We start from the raw sequence: 1,569 nt of genomic DNA on the forward strand, positions 1-1,569 counted from the left end.
CAGCTTTGTCTTTCACACGGATTTTAGGCATTTGATTCGTTATTTTTCTTTTTTCGGTCTTTTTCAAGTTTTTTGAAAAATATAAAATCCAGGTTTAAATACCTCTAAAATAAAAATTTATTCTAAAGTATCTATATACGTCAAAATTTTTTTTCCTTTTTAATAAGGTCCATTCTGTCAACTTCAGCTCTTTTACATTTTTGAATTTCAAGAAAATTTCTGCCTAAAAAAAATGGACGGTTAGCACCATCCCATATTTTTTTCTATGACTTTCAGTACATCCTCTGCTTTCAGAAGTTTCATGCAGTTGAAGTGTTCTTTCGGACATACCTCATCTCCGTGTAGGCTGCACGGAGAGCACGGTTCACCCCTATATATCAAGACTCCATACTGATCATATTCAAACATCTTCGGATCTGTAGGTCCGAAGATCACAAAGGCTTTTTTCTTTACTCCCCTTGAGATATGAAAAGGTCCTGAATCATTGGTTACCAGAAAATTAGCTTCTGAAAGCAGAGCCCCGCTTTCTTTGAGAGACAGCTTTCCCGCCAGATTTACACAGCTTCCCTGGCTTATGCTGTTTATACTTTCACATATTTCGTGATCTCCGGCGCCCCCTATAAGGGCTATTTTTTTACCATACTTTTCTCTCAGAAGTTTTGCCAGATTACCAAATCCCTCTACAGTCCATTTTTTTGTATTTTTAGATGCTCCCGGTGCAAATACCGCAAAACCTCTATACTCTGATACAGAGTCCAGATCTTTTTTTGAAAAGGTAAAATTAAGGTCTTCCCCTTTATATTTTACCCCCAGTTCCTTCAGTGCTCCAAAGTAATTTTTCACAATAGTGTCATCAGCACTGTATTTTATTAATTTGGCTTTTACCAGGATTGTCTTCCAGAGAGCCCGTTTTTTGTATCTGAAAGTTTTGGCTCCTATAAAAACAGAGATGGCAACAGATCTGAGTTTCGAATGCAGATCAAAAACATAGTCGTAACCATTGCCCTTTATACCATCGGAAAACTTTTTAATGCCCTTTATTCCACGGTACTCTTTTTTATTAAAAATTATAAGATTATCCACATATGGGCACCCCTCTATGGAATCTTTAAATTTATCCAGCACCAAAAAATCAACTACTGCATCTGGATATCTCTTTTTAAACTCCTTCAGTACAGGAGTGGTAAGTATTACATCCCCTATGGAACTGAGTCTTATCACCAATACCCTCAACTTTTTCTCCTCTTTTGCTTATTTTGATAGTCCTTTACCCTTTAATTTTTTCCTGGTTCTACCCCACCAGTGAAGGTAGATGTTCAGGAGCCTGGCTCCTGCGTAATATATATCATTTTTTTCATAAATATCGATATTTTCCGGACAACTTTCTTCGAGATATATAAACTCATATCTGCTCCCGAATTTTCCGTAAATATTTTTTTTTAGTTTACAGTCTATCAGATAAACCCCTTCGTCGGAAACCATAAAATTCACAAGCTGGGAGTCTCCGTGAAGATATCCTGCCTGGTGTATTTTATCCAGCTCTTCTCCTATCTCTTTCAGATTCTGAAA

Annotated in this window: 1 protein-coding gene and 1 pseudogene; both read right to left on the reverse strand. The window is 36.7% G+C overall.

The annotated features are described in order from the left end of the window. Positions 1-240: 240 nt before the first annotated feature. Positions 241-1,233: a glycosyltransferase family 9 protein gene (locus ABZA26_RS14785; protein ID WP_372715250.1), complete on the reverse strand. Its 993-nt coding sequence runs from the start codon at positions 1,231-1,233 to the stop codon at positions 241-243. Between the two features lie 18 nt (positions 1,234-1,251). Then, a pseudogene (locus ABZA26_RS14790) lies at positions 1,252-1,569 on the reverse strand (lipopolysaccharide biosynthesis protein); the annotation flags it as partial.

The sequence above is a fragment of the Ilyobacter sp. genome, from assembly GCF_041583315.1.
In the GTDB taxonomy this organism is placed as follows: domain Bacteria; phylum Fusobacteriota; class Fusobacteriia; order Fusobacteriales; family Fusobacteriaceae; genus Ilyobacter.